Source organism: Phyllobacterium sp. (assembly GCF_037994405.1).
Taxonomy (GTDB): Bacteria; Pseudomonadota; Alphaproteobacteria; order Rhizobiales; family Rhizobiaceae; genus Phyllobacterium.
The window spans coordinates 1-2,740 of the sequence record NZ_JBBNAN010000371.1; the positions used below are offsets into that span (position 1 = coordinate 1).

The 2,740-nt window shown below is 61.9% G+C and carries 3 protein-coding genes; all 3 read left to right on the top strand.

From position 1 onward, the window contains the following. The coding region (locus AAAC48_RS20830) for an SDR family oxidoreductase (RefSeq protein WP_340656021.1) at window positions 1–581 on the top strand (581 nt) is incomplete at its 5' end. Beyond that, complete coding sequence (locus tag AAAC48_RS20835) at window positions 578–1,696, top strand: S-adenosylmethionine:tRNA ribosyltransferase-isomerase (RefSeq protein WP_340656022.1); 1,119 nt, start codon at window positions 578–580, stop codon at window positions 1,694–1,696. The genes AAAC48_RS20830 and AAAC48_RS20835, both read left to right, overlap by 4 nt. Window positions 1,697–1,993: 297 nt before the next feature. Further along, on the top strand, window positions 1,994–2,740 hold a 747-nt coding region (locus AAAC48_RS20840), incomplete at its 3' end, for a selenium-binding protein SBP56-related protein (protein ID WP_340656023.1).

A 2,740-nucleotide genomic window follows, 5' to 3' on the forward strand; every position in this document is an offset into this window, starting at 1 on the left:
GCGTCGCAGCCGAGACGGGCGCGCACGGCATTGTCGCCGACATAGGCAAGAAGGACGACATCTACCCGATCGCGATGCAGGTCACTGCCAGCCTCGGCGGGGTCGACGTCCTGATCAACAATGCATCCAGCCTCGGTCCTGTCCCTCTGGCGCTTCTTGCCGATACCGATTGCGAGGAGCTGGAAGCGGCGCTCGCCGTCAACCTCCTCGGCGCGTTCCGGCTGACCAAAGCTCTGTTCGGTGCGCTTGCCGCGTCCGCACGCGAGGGCCGCGGCGCGCTGGTGATCAACATCTCCAGCGACGCGGCGGTGAACGCGTATCCCGGGTGGGGTGCGTATGGTGCGAGCAAGGCCGCCCTTGCCCATCTGACGGCGATTTGGGACGAGGAGGCGAAACCCGATGGCATAAGGGTCCTCGCGCTTGACCCTGGCGATATGGACACCCCGCTTCACGCGCTGGCGCTTCCGGACGCCGATCCGTCGACCTTGAAGGCCCCCGAGCTAGCTGCTGCCGAGATCATCGAAAAGATGCTCGACGCGTTGCCGGTCTGCGCTAGGCTTCTCGCCGGGGAACAAGCATGATTGCCGACGACCGTTCCGATCGGCACTCCGCCAGGGTGTTCGTCGTTGAGGCGGACGGCTCCATGCGCGACCTGCCGCGCACGAGGCTCGCGACTCTATTCGATCCCGGCGATCTGATCGTCGCCAATGACGCCGCGACCTTGCCTGCCAGCTTGCATGGTACACATGTCCCAAGCGGCGAGGCGATCGAGATTCGCCTGGCCGGCTGGCTATCACTTCCCGATCCTACCCGCTTCGTGGCGATTGCCTTCGGCTCGGGCGATCACCGCACGCGCACGGAAGACCGGCTGCCTCCGCCTGCGCTGTCAACTGGCGACCGCCTTCGGCTCGGCCCGCTTGAAGCCGTCGTCGAGCGCCTTCTCGACCATCCTCGACTTCTCGAGCTGTGCTTCCCAGGTAACCGCGCAGCGGTGCTTGCAGGAATGGCGCAGCACGGCCGGCCGATCCAATACGCGCATGTTCCCGAGCCGTTGGCGCTGTGGGATGTTTGGACGAAGATTGCCGCCCGGCCGTTCGCGTTCGAGGCGCCGTCGGCAGGCTTCGCGCTCGACTGGCGCACGCTCCAAGCCTGGCGTCGGCTCGAGGTCGGATTCGCAGCGCTCACGCATGCCGCGGGCGTTTCTTCCACCGGCGATCCCGCGCTCGACTCGCGCCTTCCCTTCGACGAGCCGTACCGCATTCCTGAGCGCACCGCGGCGCAGGTCGCGCGGGCGAAGCTCCGCGGCAGCAGCATCATCGCGATCGGCACGAGCGTGGTGCGCGCGCTTGAGGCAGCCGCCAATCCCGATGGCAGCGTGCGCGCCGGAAATGGCACTGCGACAGGGCGCATCGCGCGGGGCACGCCGCTTCGCGTGGTCGATGCGATTCTCACGGGCGTCCACCAATCCGGCGAAAGCCATTTCGAGCTCCTGCGCGCCTTCGCCGACGATGCCCTGCTCGCCAAGGCCTCGGCAGCGCTCACCGCGTCCCGCTACCGCGCGCATGAATTCGGCGATTCCGTGCTGCTTAATGCCAACCGCTGTTTCTATCGGCGCGGACAGAACCTGCCCGAGGTGCTCGAGACGAAGCCTCCAGATCGACGGTGTTCCCGGCTGTCGCACTGCAGTTTACCATGAGAATGCCGACTTAGTGATTTCAATGAGTTAGCTGTGCACTTAATTTGAGAGCGTGCAGTTTAGTGGGTCTTCCTCACTTTGTGTGGTGGCGGGCAACGCGCTTGTCGCTCACAGGGGCCTTTCGGTGAAACAAATCGAGATTGCAGTTCTCCAAAATCCGTGAGATTCTTGAAAGTCGCACGAAAATAGCGTGCGAACAACAAAGCGTCTCGACGTTTTCGACGGGCATCCAAGCGCATCACAGGTCGTGCCCCTGATTGTCGGACGGGCTGCTTAACCCGCCAAGGGAGGACGACAATGACTGTACGGCCAGACCGGACTTTCCACGCGACTGCCAAGCTCGCAATGCAGGCGCCAGTCGAAAATTTTGCCTACACTTTGATGTTGAGTCCCGACTTCTCTCAGCCTGATGGACTAGCAATAGTTGACGTAAACCCGAAGTCGAAGGACTACGGCAAGGTCGTCCATAGCGTGATAATGCCGAACAAGGGCGACGAGTTTCACCATTTCGGCTGGAATGCGTGCTCTTCGGCCCTTTCGCCGCTGAACGGTCACCCGTTTCTCGAGCGCCGCTTTCTGATCATTCCCGGTATTCGATCTTCGCGCATCTACGTAATAGACACCAAGGGCGGACCGACCAAAGCCAAGATCCACAAGGTCATCGAGCCAGAAGAAGTGTTTGCCAAGACGGGCTATTCTAGGCCTCATACGATTCACTGCGGTCCGGAAGGTATTTATGTCTCGACGCTTGGTGGCGGTGGCCCTGATGGCACCGACGGACCTCCCGGCATCTTTATCATGGATTGCGAGACGTTCGATGTCATCGGGCGCTATGAGATCGATCGCGGGCCACAGGACAAGCAGTATGATTTCTGGTGGAACCTGCCACGCGACTACATGGTGTCGAGCGAGTGGGCACTTCCGCCCCAGTTCGAGAAGGGCATAGTCCCGGAAGATCTCCTGTCGAACAAATACGGACACCGGGTGCATTTCTGGGATTTGCGCGAACGTAGGAACGTGCAGACCATTGATCTGGGAGCCAAT